The organism is Granulicatella sp. WM01, from assembly GCF_004570605.1.
Taxonomy (GTDB): domain Bacteria; phylum Bacillota; class Bacilli; order Lactobacillales; family Aerococcaceae; genus WM01.
The window spans coordinates 1-16,657 of sequence record NZ_SPPB01000047.1 but is presented as its reverse complement, the minus strand read 5'-3'; the positions used below and the strand labels follow the sequence as shown (position 1 = coordinate 16,657).

Annotated in this window: 15 protein-coding genes and 2 pseudogenes; 4 read left to right on the top strand and 13 right to left on the bottom strand. The window is 30.2% G+C overall.

Annotated features, from left to right (window positions below; translation table 11 throughout):
- A pseudogene (locus tag E4T68_RS09595) lies at positions 1–184 on the top strand (IS30 family transposase); the annotation flags it as partial.
- 604 nt (positions 185–788) lie between these two features.
- On the opposite strand, the gene E4T68_RS06755 reads toward E4T68_RS09595, so the two are convergent.
- The 12 genes from E4T68_RS06755 to E4T68_RS06705 all read right to left on the bottom strand — a co-directional run bounded on the left by E4T68_RS06755 (position 789) and on the right by E4T68_RS06705 (position 11,495).
- Complete coding sequence (locus tag E4T68_RS06755) at positions 789–1,448, bottom strand: HAD hydrolase family protein (protein WP_135125382.1); 660 nt, start codon at positions 1,446–1,448, stop codon at positions 789–791.
- A 19-nt stretch (positions 1,449–1,467) separates the two neighbouring features.
- The gene (locus tag E4T68_RS06750) at positions 1,468–1,992 is read right to left on the bottom strand and encodes an aminoglycoside phosphotransferase family protein (protein WP_256359886.1); all 525 of its coding nucleotides are present in this window, start codon (positions 1,990–1,992) and stop codon (positions 1,468–1,470) included.
- A 206-nt stretch (positions 1,993–2,198) separates the two neighbouring features.
- Positions 2,199–4,013 (bottom strand): ADP-ribosylglycohydrolase family protein, encoded by a 1,815-nt coding sequence (locus tag E4T68_RS06745; RefSeq protein WP_135125378.1) that lies wholly within the window; start codon positions 4,011–4,013, stop codon positions 2,199–2,201.
- Positions 4,006–4,347, bottom strand: coding sequence for a hypothetical protein (locus E4T68_RS06740; RefSeq protein ID WP_135125377.1), 342 nt, complete (start codon positions 4,345–4,347; stop codon positions 4,006–4,008). The genes E4T68_RS06745 and E4T68_RS06740 overlap by 8 nt, the downstream gene beginning before the upstream one ends.
- A gap of 38 nt (positions 4,348–4,385) precedes the next feature.
- Positions 4,386–5,003 (bottom strand): Gfo/Idh/MocA family protein, encoded by a 618-nt coding sequence (locus E4T68_RS06735; RefSeq protein ID WP_135125376.1) that lies wholly within the window; start codon positions 5,001–5,003, stop codon positions 4,386–4,388.
- A 7-nt stretch (positions 5,004–5,010) separates the two neighbouring features.
- Positions 5,011–5,592 (bottom strand): hypothetical protein, encoded by a 582-nt coding sequence (locus tag E4T68_RS06730; protein WP_167753852.1) that lies wholly within the window; start codon positions 5,590–5,592, stop codon positions 5,011–5,013.
- The gene (locus E4T68_RS06725) at positions 5,579–6,088 is read right to left on the bottom strand and encodes a hypothetical protein (RefSeq protein WP_135125372.1); all 510 of its coding nucleotides are present in this window, start codon (positions 6,086–6,088) and stop codon (positions 5,579–5,581) included. The genes E4T68_RS06730 and E4T68_RS06725 overlap by 14 nt, the downstream gene beginning before the upstream one ends.
- 14 nt (positions 6,089–6,102) lie before the next feature.
- Positions 6,103–9,264 (bottom strand): MucBP domain-containing protein, encoded by a 3,162-nt coding sequence (locus tag E4T68_RS06720; protein WP_135125370.1) that lies wholly within the window; start codon positions 9,262–9,264, stop codon positions 6,103–6,105.
- Between the two features lie 198 nt (positions 9,265–9,462).
- Positions 9,463–10,131, bottom strand: coding sequence for a hypothetical protein (locus tag E4T68_RS06715; protein ID WP_245175688.1), 669 nt, complete (start codon positions 10,129–10,131; stop codon positions 9,463–9,465).
- A gap of 67 nt (positions 10,132–10,198) precedes the next feature.
- Entirely contained in the window at positions 10,199–10,441 is a 243-nt protein-coding gene (locus tag E4T68_RS09785; RefSeq protein WP_228099271.1) for a hypothetical protein, read from the bottom strand.
- Positions 10,434–10,844, bottom strand: a complete 411-nt coding sequence (locus E4T68_RS06710; protein WP_135125368.1) for a holin family protein — start codon at positions 10,842–10,844, stop codon at positions 10,434–10,436. The genes E4T68_RS09785 and E4T68_RS06710 overlap by 8 nt, the downstream gene beginning before the upstream one ends.
- Positions 10,845–10,862: 18 nt before the next feature.
- The gene (locus E4T68_RS06705) at positions 10,863–11,495 is read right to left on the bottom strand and encodes a hypothetical protein (RefSeq protein WP_135125366.1); all 633 of its coding nucleotides are present in this window, start codon (positions 11,493–11,495) and stop codon (positions 10,863–10,865) included.
- 70 nt (positions 11,496–11,565) lie between these two features.
- Between E4T68_RS06705 and E4T68_RS06700 the strand changes: the two are divergent.
- From E4T68_RS06700 to mutY, 3 genes and pseudogenes are all read left to right on the top strand, one after another.
- Positions 11,566–12,898 (top strand): annotated as a pseudogene (locus E4T68_RS06700) (ISNCY family transposase).
- 202 nt (positions 12,899–13,100) lie between these two features.
- Positions 13,101–13,931, top strand: coding sequence for a recombination regulator RecX (gene recX, locus E4T68_RS06695; protein WP_135125364.1), 831 nt, complete (start codon positions 13,101–13,103; stop codon positions 13,929–13,931).
- Positions 13,924–15,009 carry an A/G-specific adenine glycosylase gene (gene mutY / locus E4T68_RS06690; RefSeq protein ID WP_135125362.1) on the top strand — a complete coding sequence of 362 codons (1,086 nt, stop codon included), beginning with the start codon at positions 13,924–13,926 and terminating at the stop codon, positions 15,007–15,009. The genes recX and mutY overlap by 8 nt, the downstream gene beginning before the upstream one ends.
- Positions 15,010–15,318: 309 nt before the next feature.
- Here the strand turns inward: mutY and E4T68_RS06685 are convergent, their stop codons facing one another.
- Complete coding sequence (locus tag E4T68_RS06685) at positions 15,319–15,753, bottom strand: DNA starvation/stationary phase protection protein (RefSeq protein ID WP_135125361.1); 435 nt, start codon at positions 15,751–15,753, stop codon at positions 15,319–15,321.
- Positions 15,754–16,657: the final 904 nt, after the last annotated feature.

The following is a 16,657-nucleotide window of genomic DNA, read 5'->3' as shown; positions in this document are numbered from 1 at the left end:
ACGAGGGACTAATGAAAATCACAATGGTTTAATTCGAGAATTTTTACCGAAGGGAAAATCATTTAATTTAGTACCTATTCAAATGATAACAACTATACAAAATGCGTTAAATAATAGACCTAGACGTATACTAGACTATGATACACCTCATACTATGTTTAATCGTTTGTGTGCAACGACATAAACTATAACAGAATAGGTGTAACCGTAAAGGCTCGCTACGCTAATACCTTGACCGTTACACCTATTCCATTACAAAACAACTATGTCGCACACAGACATAGACTGTGACTTTAGTATTTTTCATGTACTGTTGCACTTGGCTTTACAATTCGAGAACAATTTTTTATTTTCTATCACCGTGTAGTTTCTTTGACAAAAAATATTCACACCACTTTTATTTAATAAATCTAACAGAATTATATACTCACTATAATTTTCCGTTACAAATACTAGAGGAACATTATGTGCACAAAATACATACTTCCCCGGATTATTGCAAATAAATTTAATAATATCCACAAAATCTTTGTCCGTCTTAAAAGCAGCATAAGAAAAAAAATGGATATATCTGATATAATTTGAATTTTTTTCTAATCTTGATAACTCACATCTATCGTTCTTATTTCTTAACAATTTAAAATTTATATTCTCAAATCTATGTACGATATATTTAATTCTATTTATCATACTCAAATTTCTATATACAATATTCGAATAGCTTTTATAATCACTAGTATCGTCATAAACAAAACAAACATTACACATATATACCTCACCTAATAAATTTATATAATCTCCCAAATACTACTTATTGACAATATAAATTTATTATTTATTATATATCCTTCTACTTTATCAAAAGACAAAAAAGATAAATCATTGATACCATCTCCTACTGCATATATAATACTGGATTTATCATCAATCAGAGATAATGCTGTTTCCAATTTACTTACTTTAGGAGGATATATATCTACAGTATTTTCTCTGAAAAATATTATTCTAAAATCAAAGCTACTAGCTAACGTAATACAGGTGTTGATTATTTCTATTGAATTAGAATTTACCCTAAGTCTAATAATATTATTGTAGTTACTGTCCTTTAATAAGTGTGCTTCATACAATCCTTGATTTTCATACTCTAATAAAAATATATTTTTATCAACAAATATATCTATAAATTTTTTTAGTTTAGCTTTATCAAAATAATTATACTTTTTTAAACTCCCTCTAATCAGTTGACTACCGTTGGAAAATACATATCCGTATATATACCCTCCCAGTTTATTAAAATCGAAAACATCTAAAAAATCATCATAACTTCTTCCGGTAGCTAAAATTATTCTATATTTACAAGAAATTTTTTTTAATTTTTCAAGTAACACATCTCCTGTATCATTTTTAAAAAACAAGGTCCCATCTAAATCTGTAATCAAATATTTCATATATGATTCTCCAATATTTCTATATTTTTTTTAACGTATATCTTGCATCTACATAAATACGTTGATAAATTTTTCTGTCATTATCATTCAAATTTTCGTAATAATTTATGGCACCTATACATTGTAATATTATAAATGCTCTAACAATAATCATATCTGTCCGTTTAATGTGAAATTGTTTAACAATATTTTTCCACAACTTACTATATATGTTACACTTACAAATTCGCCATAAAATTCTATTTACGTCAAAAATTATAGGACCATAACAACTATTCTCAAAATCCAAAAAAATAACATTTTCACCATCAACTATAATATTTTCAATTTTTAAATCATTATGTAATAACACTTTTTTAAATAATTTTTTATTATCTTCACTAATAGCCAAAATATTTACTCTAGTAATTATATTAATTATTTTATCTATATATTTTTTATCAAAACTATTACACATCATTAAAGAAGTCATTCTTCTATCTATATACTTTCCTAAATTCATATGTAAAGTATCAACAATAACAGAATGATATTCTGTTAACACTGATAAAAAATTATTGATAATATCTAATTTTAAAAAATTTGGATGCTTTCCTTGAATTTTAACAGTTGCAATTTCTAAAAGCTCATCACAAAAAGAAATTATCCGGGGTTTATTTTTTATTTCTTCATGTACTAAAATTGTCTTTTCAGCAATATAATTTTTTTGAAGAATATTTTTTTATAACAACATTTTCTTCCATCAATATCTTATTTTCCATATTTATCTATTATGTCTTTAAATAGAATGTTTGCATCATATATCAAATTACCATTATTATTACTAATTATTTTTATTTCTTTACTAAATAAATTTAAATCAACATTAGCTGCCCCCATTAAAGCGCCTAAAATAGCTCCTGTAGAGTCCGAATCCCCACCTAAATTTATTAAGTTTAACATAGTATCTTTCGACATATTATCATTAATAAAAACAGAAACAATTATGGGAACAGATTCAATTGACTCGAATCCCCAATCAGAAGGTTTACAATAAATTTCATTAATATATTTTTCAGGTTTAATATATAGAGCATATGTTAAGGCTTTTGAAAATTCATATCTTGACATTTCTTTTTCATATTTCAATAACGTATTTAAACTGTCTGTGAATGCTGATATTTTATTGACTTTTTTCATACTCAATAAATTTTTAATCAAACTTACGATAAAAATAGCTGCTGATATGGTTTCATAAGAATTATGGGTCAAAGAAACGTTCTTAACAACATTTTCTATAACAGTAGTATCACTCCAATCGCATAAATAAGCCATATATCCAAGTGGTATACTCCTGTTTATTCCTCTGTTTCCTCTTCCAAACCACGCAACATAATTCATATCTTTAGAATTTTTAAATCGGCCACAAGACGTTGTATTTTTACAATATTTAGAATCCAGATTATATATTAATTCTGAAAAATCGTTCCTTTTAGGATTATCCACAAAATCATAACATTTTAATGTAGCCACAGCTTGATAACTATCGTCTGTAACTTCTCCTAATTTCCATTTTGGTTCTTTTTTACCAAAATATCGTATTTTCTCTGTTATATCTGTTATTTCTTTTCCGTACACTTTCGAAATCTCTTCTCTAGAGTAATGTGTACATGCCACACCTAGTGCATCTCCAACAAATATTAAAATTAAACTTTTTAAAATTCTTATATACTTAATATATTGAAGTATTTTTTCTAGCATTAAATTGCCCATATGCTCAAATTTAGTATCTTTAATATTAGATGTATAACTATATATTCCTAAAACAGAATAAAATTCTAATACTTTAACTAACAACGGACTAGGAATTTCTAAATCTTTAACTTTCCTATACCCCTCAATACACTTTTTTTGACTAGATTCATCTGGTAGTTCTCTATTAAAAATTTTAATAAAATCTAACCATGGTATATCATATTTTACTCTTTCAAAATCTATTAATGTCAATTTATTATTCAACGATTTGATATTTCGATAACCAAAATCTCCATGTATTACCGTTTTATTTAAATGGTTATACTCATTTTCATATATTGATTTAAATTCTAATAACACATTATAAATTTTACTTAAAACAATAAATTGATTATGATTTTCCAATTTTTTGAATAGCTTACTTAAATCTTGAAATACTGTTTTGTCCCCTACAATATCTATAATGTTTGTAATATTATTTTCTTTGGTAACATTCTCATGAAATTTACCAAGTAGTTTCCCAACTTCAAATGCATCAATGTCATCATTGTCTTTCATATCACGCATATCAATAAAATTTAACACTATAAAATAACTACCATATATTTCACTCCAATCCAATAAATTGTCATCTTTTAAGGATTGTAATATTTCTTTTTCCAATAAAAATCTCTTTTTACTAAAATAACATTTAATAAATATATTTTTACCAAAATATTCACTAAAACCAAAATAATGTTTATTATGAGATGCATTATTGATTACATTAAGATTGGCACCGTATTTATAGTTCAATTGTTCCAATACATCTAAATTATTATCTTTATTCATTATTTAAATTTTCTACCTTTTTCCATAATTCTTGAACTACTTTCTGGGACATGTACGCTCTTTCTAATCCCTTGCAAAGTCGTCTTTCTAATTTAATATCTTCAACTAAATAATTCCAAACTTCCGCCATCCCCGCTCTAGCCCAACTTCTGTACAATCTCCCCTGTTCCCAATTGTATGAAGGATGATCTCTAAATGTCCCATGTGTATTTGCCCAACTATCATTAGTTGTAATTTCTAATTGTGTCAAATTATATAATTTAATTTGTTCACCAGTCTCTGTATGAAGTATAACGTTATTTTGATATGCGCCTAATCCTTTTACCAAATTCAAAGATGTTACTATCCCGTCATTAGATTCTATAATTACATTTATAGCTTGGTGCAATCTGTATTATTAGCTATATTTAAATGTATATTTTTTATCCCATATCCTATCCAACTTAATATATAATCAATAGCATGAATAAACACCTCTTGTATAGCGCCCATCATAGGAGACATTCCCCAAGGATTTTTCTCTATTCCAATGGGAAATGTAGCATCTAATGTAATTAGCTTAATTTTTTTCTTATTTTTATTCAACCACTCCTTAGCTATTTTCGTTGCTTCTGTGTATCTCCATTTTGCACCATATTCCACAGATAAAGAGTTTTTCATAGCCAATTCATGTAACTTTTTAATACCTTCAAAATTATGTCCTATAGGTTTTTCAACATAGACATTAACGCCTTTATCTAATGCTAATTTTGTAAACCTCATGTGCATTTCAGGATTTACAGAAATAACAACTATATCTATATCTTCATTATCAAGCATTTTTTCTACAGACTCATATAAATTAATATTACCTAATCGGCTCTTTATCTCTATTAATCTAGTTTTATCAATATCACAGGCAGAGATTATAGTACAATTTCTATTACCTATAATATTAGGTATCATGGTATTTAACATATGTTGTCCACAACCTATTAAACCAATATTCATAATCTATTTACTCCTCTTTATTTTTTTGAACAAGGTTGTACATTTCATTAAATAAATCTTCTTGGTTATTTTCATTAATAGTGACTTCATAAAATTTACAATTTAAAAACGGACACCTATATTTTAAGTCAATAATTTGTCTACGTAATAATTGATTTATTTGTTTACAATCGTATTTCCTAACTATTCCTCCACTATCTTTACTATATTTTAAATAAAAAATAACATTAACTTTAATCTTAGGCGTAATTTTAACACGAAATAATTGACTAAATTCTTTTGGTGATATTTTATATTTATCATCCCATTGATTATTAATATAAAATTTTGTATTCAACGGGTAATTTGATTTTATATTATTTAAGTTAAATTTTTCTAAAGAAACTCTTCTAATAGATATTGATTTCCCTACTCCTTCAAAATACTCTGAATCATATAACGATATATCATTCGTAACAAATTTTGCATTGTAATTATTTATAAAATACAGCATTGTGCTAGATTTACCTGAAAATTTATCTCCCATTATTAAAACCCCTTCTTTTTTAAACGCTACAATAGCTCCATTTGAACGATTATTTAAATTCATCTTGATAAAGTAAGTTAAACAACCATTGTAAATTAATCATCGGTTTTGTTTGTTCATCCATAACTGGTTTTACAAACTGTTCTATCTCTTCTACAAGTTTATTTTTGTCTACTGAACTGATATCAACGGTTTCCATTTTTCTTAAACGCGTTGCATGCTTTAATTCAAAATTCTTGGTAAATCTATAAACGATACTATCTCCATTTGAATACACATACTCTGTCTTGTCTGAATATATATTTCCGAACCCTTTAGATCCTGTCTCATTAATAATATCTCTTGTCCCATCAAAATCATATTTTATACCTTCTGTATTCGGTTTATAGATCCAGTCTAAATTATCAATTAACATCACCAATTCAGGCTTTTGGCCTTCCCCTCTTGGCATATTTTTGGCATAATATACCGAATTTGATTTTAAATTATAAAAAACAGTAGTAGTTAGTATTAATAGACCTACCATTACCATCATTAGTGTTAGTAAAATTTTTTTCATTTTTTCTCCTATCTCTATTTGAATATCCCTTTAAAAAAATTACCAATTGGCTGTAAAATATTCTTGTTAATGAAGTTACCCACTGGTTTAATTACCTTATTATATATCGGTTTGACCATAGGCTTAATTATATTATTATAAACAGGTTTTACAACGTGGTTCACTATTGGTTTGACCACGTAATTATTTATTGGACATGCAACATACTTAATAAATGGTTTTACAATATAATTATTAACTAATTTACCTGCTGGTTTAATAATGTTATTGTAAACAGGCTTAACAACATACTTGACAAATGGTTTTACAACATAATTATTAACTAATTTACCCGCTGGTTTAATAATATTATTGTAAACAGGCTTAACAACATACTTGACAAATGGTTTTACAACATAATTATTAACTAATTTACCCGCTGGTTTAATAATATTATTGTAAACAGGTTTTACAACGCTCTCATTAACAAATTTAACCACTGGTTTTACAACATGCTTATAAACTGGTTTAACTAGCCCATTAATAACTTTGTTACCTACAACTTTCAAAGTAAGTCCACCCGTAACTAATGTATTCGCTACAAAATTACTTATTGACCCTAAAACTCTGTTTCCAACAAATCCCAGTGGATTCGTTAATAATTCATTGGCACCATTTACCATTGGTTTCCATACTTTTTTATAAAGATATGCTAATTCTTCTTTATTAAATTCTTCCCATTCTCTTTTAAACTTTCTGAACAAGGTAAGACCAACTAGACCTAGACCTGCCAAACTAATTGCACTACCCCAATTGATAAAATTAGAATAATCAGAAGATGAATTTCCACCACCTCTTAATTCAAGTGCTTGTTTATAGTATTCTGCTCTTTTTATATTAAGATTGTCTAAACTATAATATTTTTCGATTCGTTCGTCTAAAGATAAATCTTTAAAATCAGGATGGTATCTAAAAATATAAGCGTCTATATTTGTTCTTTTGTCTTTATCATCTATATTGGTTAATAAATCCCCAGTCATAGAATTATTCATAAACATTATATCCTTTGGACTTTCACCCAACAAATTTAAAGGTGACAAACTCGCAATAGTTTTACCCAGCTCTTTCCACCAAGTGCTTTTTTCAGCCGTTGCAAGTGGAGCTGCTAAATGCGGAAAATCAATAATATATCGTGAATCTCTATGAATTTCTTTAAATAAATCTTCCATCATATCACTTAATTCTTTAGGCTTCTCCCCAAAATCATTCGTATTTTTTTGTAAAAAATCATTATGGTATACTTGGTAAGCAATCGCATTGGCAATATCATGATTGATTTTGTTTGAATCATCACCATGTTTATCCCTAGAACGTTTAGCCACTTCCTTAATATATCTTAAAAATATTTCTTTTTCTTCTTTTGTCATCCCTGTATTAATAAGAAAAGGATCTAACTGTTTTAATGTTGTCGGTGGTATTGTTACCCCTTGTTGCGAAATTACTGTCCTATTAGTAATCTCGTTAGGTTGGCGAACAATAGGAGTGGTATAATTTGTAACTGACGGACTAGTGACAACCGTTTCTGGTCTACTTGGGAGATAAGATACTCCCCACGTAGCAGTCTCTACTTTCTTAAAATCTATTCGCTCATTTTCTTGATTTAGTGGTGATTTGTCTACAACATTAGTCTTTACTTCTTGTTCAATTTTTTCTACACGTTCTAGTTGAACAGATATGTTCTCTACCTTTTTATAAACAAAAGTATAGTTTATATCATTATCAACTGTTGTTTCCAGTTTGTTCGGCAAATCATATCCTGTTATCGTTGGTGCAGTATAACTTAACTTATAACCTTTCTCAGCTGAATACTGCTTACTTGCTGACACCTCTTTTCCTGAGTCATCAATAAATTTTAAGTTAATCGTATAAATAGGGCGATATATAAAATCAATTTTAGGATAGTTAAAATTAAATTCATCTTTTTTAATATTGACTAGCTTATACTTTGGTATAACTAACGATTGAATAAAATACTTCTCATCTTGATAGCCAGTAAATTGTTCACTAGCCTTAATTATTTTTCCATCTTCATCAAAGTAGTTCACCGTAATATGATTTTTTAATCGTGTTAAAAGATTGGCTTGTAAACTACTTCCAAAAATATCATAACGAACAGCTATTGGATAATGGTAAGAATTGTGTACTCTTTCTGGTGCTGGCGAATAAAATATATAATCAAAACTGGATAAAAAACCTGCACCTAGATAACCACCCTTTGGTAAATCCTTCGTTCCATTTAACCCAACAACTCCAGAAGTTGCATCGTAAATAATCCCATCTTTTTTGACTAAGTTAGATTCTTTAGGAATGATTTCTGTAATATTAGCTAAATCTGTTTGAACACCCTGTGCTGCATCAATATCTGTAGAAATAAAACTTAATACAACTGGCATTTCTTCCATAGTTCCATGTTTAACAATTTTATAATGGATACCTAAGTTACTAGCATTATTATACAGTACAACTATGGAATTCCCCGTAGATTCAGGGATATACTGCTCTCCAGTAAATCCTAATCCCTTTATTCGATTATCGTTAGCATATCCTGAATTAGTAGCCCATTCTTCTTTATCTGAATCAGTAACAGTCCAAATTAAATCTAAATCTTCATTCGACTTTGTTTTACCCACAAAAGTAATTCTTCCAGAATCACCTTTATTATTACTATAGGCTCTTATTTCTACATTAGGAGTATTTTGAACACCAAATGTATTAGAATCATTTAATATCCCTATCTCTTTACCTGTTATCAATTCAACTGTCGTTTTTTCTGACCAATGTAAGCCTTCTTTGGTTAAGAAATGGCGATCAGTTAAATTATCTCCAACCAATGAAATAGAAACATTTTTATAAAAATCTACTCCTGTTTTAGTCGAATCTAACTCTCCATGTACAATATATTGTGTAATTGTTGGGTTTTTAGAAATTTCTTTATTATCTTCTTTCTTTAATTCACCTAAATTTAAACTTTCCTCACCAATAATTACATCACTACTTTCAGTAGTCATATCTTTTGTTGATGTTTCTGCATTCTCTACGTTATTTTGCATTTGTGTTGAAATTTCTTCTGCAAAAATAATAGAATTTGGTAAGAACATCATTAACATTGTTATAATTAAAATTTTTATATTTTTCATTTTTCCTCCTATAAGGCGATATTATATCATATTTCATGAAACATCATACAAAATAAACTACAAAATTAGGATAAAAAATAACATACCTACTTCTAATGATAGATAATTTGAAAAATTATAAAATTAGATATTTTGTTAAAAACTCTCTCAATAACAAAAAAGACCTGTCCAAGCATTTCTGCTTAGATAGGCTTTCTACTATAATAATTCATTGACTTTTTGTTGAACTTTTTGATAATCATAACCTACTTGTGTTAGCCGATTCTTTCTCTCTTGCCCATTACCCCAATGACCGTTGATGACTTCTCTTGCGACCTCATCAATTGATTTTAAAGATGATGTCACGTTTCCACTTACCAACTCATTGACTTTTGCTTGAACTTTGTCGTAATTATATCCTGCACCAATCAGCGCAGATTTGCGCCGGTTACCATTACCCCATTTCCCGTTTAAGACTTCTTGTGCCAGTTCATCGACTGATTTTAAAGCTAATTGAAATGGAGGTGTTTTATCTAACAAGGCATTCACCCGCTCTTGAACTTGCACAGAATCATAACCAGTTGAACGTACTCGTTGTATTTTGTCATTTCCATTCCCAAACTGTCCGTTGATAACTTGTCGTGCTACATCATCAAGATTCGTATGGGTTTGTTGGACAGGTGGCGATGACTGCCCACTTAATCGCTTATTCACTTCAGAGGCAATATAAGGAAACTTGCTACCAAGATAATGCCCTAGACAGTTGGTATTCGCAAACCATTCGTGCTTCGTCATATTACCGCTGGTATCCCCTGTATAGTTCAGTGCTTGAATACCATTACGCTGACAAATACCGACACACAAATCAATGGTCTTTTGAAGTGCCACATCGCTCACATGCCAATTCCCACCATACTCATCATTGACGACTTCAATCGTAATCGCTCGGTTATCATTAGCTGCACTTGACGAACACCACGAACGGTTGTGTTCCTAAACATACATACCCACGCCCACTAGAATCTACACTATAGTTACTACTTGCTTGACGAGAGGTTGGCGCAAACACATTCCTACATGTTTCAACCGATAAATTACCTGCCATATGATGAATGGTGATGGTATCAATTTTATGATTGCGTTGTCCACTATGATTTAGGCTTAATTTGACATAATTGACTAATGGACTATTACTCATGTTCATTCCCTCTTTCTTTTAATTGTTGTAAAATAGATTTTAATTTTTCTGGGATGAGCAAACCTAAGTGAGAGGCATTTTCAACAATAGATATACCCTCGTTTGACACATAAAAGAAGATAACCATTGCGCGTAAAACACCTACATGACCTAAAATCTGCACATCCAATAAGTGGGCAATGCCCACTAATGCAAAAATAATGATTTTACGTGCGATACCATTAAACCCCACCTCACTGGATAAACGTTTATCTGCAATCACACATAAAACACCTGTTAAATAATCGATCACCACAAATACTAATAATGTGTATAACATGCCGTCTAATCCTCCTAAAAAATAACCAAGTGTGCCTCCAATAACTGAAAACACCACTTGGCATGTTGAGCATAATTCTTTCATCTTTTATCCTCCATTTTTTTATTTCCACTTGCCAACCACATCATAATTAAAGACATAGGTGGCATTCGTTGCTTCTAAACCTCTGACGACTTCAAAGACACCTGTTTTAGACGTAGAACCTACTTGTCCTGATCCAGTCATGACTATCCCTGCCCATGTTATCGGCGATAAAGTCACAATGACAGTCAGTAATTCTTTAAAGACAAAAAGGTAGGTTAAATCCGTTTCTGAAATGGGACCAGAAGTAAATAAACTCCCCCATCTGTTTTTCACATCAACGGTTATCGATTTCCTAGCACTTAGTTCCATCACACCGCTATACCATTTACGGTAATGCCAGTTATTCTTTATGCCTTGTTCCATCACAAAATCAGTCATCACGGCATTTATATATTTAAAATCCCAGTTAGGAAATACATCAAGTGTGTTTTGTAATTCTGCAACTTTACCCACACCGATACCTTTACCAGAACTGTGACAGTCGAGTAACACAAAGGCTGTCCCAACACTCACCACAACGTGACTCGTATTAAACGCATCTCTTAGTGTCACGGTGACTTCCAAAGAACTCTCACCACTGGCAGGAAAGATGACACTCCCTGTTTTACTATCAATCGAATGTGATAATGTCTTAAAGTAATCGAATGACAAAATGTCCCAAAATGATACACTAAAGATGTGAAAAAGATAGAATTCACAATGAAGTAAAAAATATAACGTCATCAAAGCCGTTTATCATGGCAAAAAAAGTGCCTGTGTTGAATTAACTTTATCATTAAGACAAATTAACCGACTACTTGACAAGTATGTTCAGTTTGGTCAATCAGCTTTTTCTCATAAAAATAAAAAGCGACACCCCAAACATACTCTACCTGAGCCCCTCAAAACTTTTATTGTAGAGATCTATCAATCATTTACCAATTTAAGACCTAATATTGTCTATTTTACTAAAATGTTAAAATAAGAGCATGGAATCAATTTAACAGATACAACTGTTCGTGCCATTCTCTATAAACATGGGATTGCTTCTCTTAAAACTCGTCGTAAAACAATAAAACGACTTAAACAACAGAAAAAAGTAGCACAACAGGTGAGACATGAATTGTCTAGAAACTTACCCCGTTATTGTGAGTTTCTAGCAGATAGTGACACTATCCACCCTAGTCGTCCGAGAAAAAAATACTGTGTGAACTAATACAGATGGATGCTAGTCAATTCATGTGGTTTGGTCAAACTGTCTCGCATCTTCATGTTGCCATTGATGATGCTTCTGGTAATAGTATTGGTGTCTGTTTTTCCCCACAAGAAACGCTGAAAGGCTATTATCAGGTGTTACATCAGATATTAACCAAGTATGGTATTCCTGCTGCTTTTTTAACGGATAGACGAACGGTATTTGATTATCAAAGGAAAGGGACTCAACAGCTTCAAGACGATACCATGACACAGTTTGGTTTTGCTTGTTTTCAGTTAGGTATTAGCCTTAAAACAACATCTATTCCACAGGGGAAAGGACGTGTGGAACGTTTAAACAATACCTTACAATCCCGATTACCTGTTGATTTGGAACGACATGGCATTTCAACACTGGAAGAAGCTAATCATTTTTTAAAAAGATGGATAAAATCGTTCAATAAACAATTTGGAGAAAAAACGACACAGAGTGTGTATGAAACAGCACCTAAGCCATCCCAAATCAATCTTTTATTGAACGTAAAATAGATGATGGGCATCATATACGATTTAAAAATAATCACTATTTACCTGTTCAAAATGGGAAAGGTTTGTATTTTTCACGACACACAAAATCATTAGTTATTGAAGCACTTAATGGAGATATTTTCTTAAATATTGCTGATAAAATTTATGCCACACGTTGTTTATTAACACATGAAGAGCATTCAGCAGTGTTTGATTTGGGTGAGAATATAAAAAAAGAAAGACACCAATATGTTCCTCCACAATCTCACCCATGGAAACTGGCATCTTTCAAACGCTATCTCAAGAGTATTGGAAAAACTCTTGAAGAGTATCAAGACAACAAGCCTGCTTGATACTTTAATAGCATACATTATTTTGCTCTATAAGTGCAATGATTTTCAAAAAAATCATTGCACTTATAGTGGCCCACATTTTGGGACATTTTCATTTTCGATTGACAATTATTTTTTAACTTTTTAAAACCTTGAATTTAGCTTATTTATAAAAAATAGGCTATAATAGACATAAACTATTCTAACTAAAGAGAGGTTTTTCATGCCAATTATTACCGCAATAGATACACAAAAACAGACAAGCAATAGATACAATATTTACATTGATAATGTTTTTGCCTTTGGCATTTCTGAAAACACATTAATTGCCTATCGTTTACATAAGGGAATGGATATATCAGATACCTTAAAAAATGAAATTATCACACATAATAGTGTGCAAAAAATTTATAGTAAAGCCCTTAATTATTTATCATACTCACTAAGAAGTGAACACGAAGTCAGAGAAAAACTGCTATCAGATGACACGCTTGATCCACATGTTATAGAGTTAGTTATCACACAACTAAAAGAGGAAAATTATATCAACGATATGACCTATGCTACAACATTTGTCCAGTCAGCTCTTGCTCTAACCAAAAAAAGTAAATTTGTCATTGAAAAAGCACTCCAAAAAAAAGGAATTGAACAACATCTTATTGACATAGCTTTAGAACAAATAGACGATGCCACAGAATATACACTTGCTTTAGAGGTTGCTCAAAAATATCAAGCTAAACAACATCATCTCTCCTATAAAAATCTTGTACAAAAAATCAAATTACATCTTGTACAAAAAGGATTTTCTTTTTCAATTGCTGAACATGTTATTTCCGAGCTAGATATTGAGCAAGATGAGTATAAAGAATGGAACACTTTATGTTATCAAGGTAATAGATTGTGGCAAAAATATCGTTTAACATATGAGGGCAATCGTCTAAAAGAAAAAATGATAGGTGCATTATATCAAAAAGGATTTAATTATGATGTAATTAAACGTTACATTAATGAAAAATTATCACAACAGAACTTCTCGGAGGAAATCAATGAGTAATATTTTAACAGAGCATGGCATTACACTATGGGATGAGGAAAAAATAAAAAGATTCCGCACTACCCTACTAAACTGGTATGATACACATAAACGGGATTTACCTTGGCGACGTACAAATAATCCGTATGCAATTTGGGTGTCAGAAATCATGCTCCAACAGACACAGGTAATTACTGTTATTCCCTATTATAAAAAATTCATGGCAACTTTTCCGAGTATTCAAGATTTAGCCAATGCTCCAGAAGATGTCTTACTGAAAACTTGGGAGGGACTAGGCTATTATTCACGTGTACGCAATATGCAAAGTGCTGCACAACAAATTGTCGCACATTACAATGGACAGATGCCAAATACAATTGAACATATCCGAACTTTAAAAGGGATAGGACCATATACTGCAGGAGCAATCGCTAGTATCGCATTTAATCTTCCAGAACCTGCCATAGACGGAAATGTCATGCGTGTCATGGCAAGATTATTTGAAATTAATTTGGATATTGCCAACCCTAAAAACCGTAAAGTGTTTGATTATTTAATGCGACAACTCATTGACCCTACCCGTCCCGGAGATTTTAACCAGGCGTTGATGGATTTAGGCAGCGATATTTGTTCTGCTAAAAATCCAAAACCTGAATTGAGTCCTATTAAAGAATTTAACGCTGCATATCAAAATGGAACAATGTCCATTTATCCGATTAAAGAGAAAAAGAAAAAAGCAACTGATGTGTTCTATACAGCCTACGTTATTCAAGACAAAAACGGTGCATTTCTTATGCAACAAAGAAACAATAAAGGCTTGTTAGCAAATATGTGGCAATTCCCTATGATTGAACGAAAGCCAGTTAATTCCCTTTCAGAAGAAAGTACACCTTATCATATTCTTCATCAACAAGAAGCATTAGGTAGTATCACACATCTTTTCAGCCACTTAAAATGGCATGTTTACCTTGTTCCTATCCAAGATAGCACCTTTGAGGGAACATGGATACACCCAAAAGACTTTCATAAGTATCCAATGGGTGCTCCTCAACTAAAATTATTTGATTTATTAAAACAGACAAACTTTAAGAAAAATTAAAGAGCTGTACCTAATATCAAAAATAAATCGTTTTGGTAACTTCTTTTTTATTTACCAAAACGATTTATTTTTATACAACTTAGTGGAAAAAATCTGTTTTTATCCACATGATCTGACAAAGATTCTATGTTGGAGCCTCTTTTATGTTTATGACATTTTTATCATGTATTCTATAAACATAAATTTTCTGAAAATAATTTCCTGTTTTCAATTAACATAAAATTTCAAACTAAAAAAACAGTAAAAAATCACTTATTCTATGCTGACTTTTTACTGTTATATTAAATGAACTAGTTTGTTGTTCTTTTATTAAGCTACAAATGCACCTAACATCCAAATATGTTTATCATAAGATGCTTTAGCACCGATTAAAATATCTTTAGATACTTCATCAACGTTATCAGATTCAATTCCACTATCTAATAATGCTGCAATAGTTTTGAAATCTTCTACTGTTTCTTTCACCATATCATGTGCTGATTTTTCAGTTGTGTAAGGTGCTTCTTTAATTGTTGATAATTCTAAAAATTCACCTAAAGTTGATACTGGTTTACCATTTAACATTAATACACGTTCTGCTATTTCATCTAATTGTTCATGTACTTCATCATATAACTCTTCAAATTTTTCATGCAATCCAAAGAAATGATGTCCTTTTACATAAAAATGATGTTGGTGCAACTTAATGTATAATACTCCTAAATTTGCTGTTAATTCATTAAATAATTTAACTGTTTCTGTCATTAAAATTCGCCTCTTTCTTTTTTATTGTGTGAATTAAATTCATATCTTTATTATACTCTTTATTTCTTATTTGTCAACACTATTTATAATAATTCTAAATAATTTTTATGTAATCATTTTATAAACGCTATAAAATTAATCTACTCATATCATGTCAACAGACAAAAAAATAACATGCTCATAGTAAACATTTTTACACTGTATATTTCAAATACATACAAAACATGTCCTGCAAAATTATTAAGCATCCACAAAATATAATCGTTAATTATAGTATGAAATCCTTGATGTAAAGCCATTTTATATTCTTTTAGTAAATAATAAAGACTATTCTATCACTTTCGTATATACCTAATTCAATTACATACTGCACAAAATAATATTCTGCCCAGCTTTTATATATCGTTCGTAAATAAATATTATGTTCATCTTTTTCATTCTTCTGGATAGTCTGAAAAGAATATCTATGCATACATTTTAATAGTGCACTCTCTACCTTTCAATTTTTCTATTATATATGCTTTATCACAGTGAATGTGAATGTTATAACAGATATTTTTTAGTATGTGTTTTATATATTGGTAAAATCACATTATATTAATACAGACTGATTTACCTCATTCAATTATATAAAAAACATCCCTACCAATGAACTTGTTGTTCATCAACATGATTTATTATACACCATTCTATAAAAAATCGTGTTGGTAAACTTAAACGTCCACCAACACGGTTTTTCCGAGTCCATAACAAGAAAGAGGTTCTATGTCAAATAGGGTTGATGAGGCTGTTATGCACTTAAGTGTATAACAGTCTTTTCATAACTAGAAAACAATTTTAGCATTAACAAAATACGTGCTCTAAAATAAGTAAATGACCGATAGCCAAAAGCATTCCGTTTTAA